The 222-nt window shown below is 62.2% G+C and carries 1 protein-coding gene; it reads left to right on the plus strand.

Annotated elements, in window-relative coordinates:
• A partial coding sequence (locus ABY44_RS00170; protein WP_431640682.1) for a 4Fe-4S dicluster domain-containing protein occupies nucleotides 1–222 on the plus strand: 222 nt, incomplete at both ends.

Here is a 222-nt window from a genome sequence, read left to right on the forward strand (position 1 = left end):
GCAGTGCGAGCCGATCGAGTACCCGAAGCCGGACGGCAAGCTGACGTTCGACCGGCTGTCGTCGGTGTTCATCTCGAACACGAACCATGAAGAGAACCAGCCGGCGCACCTGACCTTGAAGGATGCGAACGTGCCGGTGAACGTGAACCTGCGCACGTATGCGGGGCCGGAAGGACGTTTCTGCCCGGCAGCGGTGTACGAGTTCGTGAAGAACGACGACGG

The organism is Burkholderia sp. ZZQ-2 (assembly GCF_050768715.1).
GTDB classification, from domain to species: Bacteria; Pseudomonadota; Gammaproteobacteria; order Burkholderiales; family Burkholderiaceae; genus Burkholderia; species Burkholderia cepacia.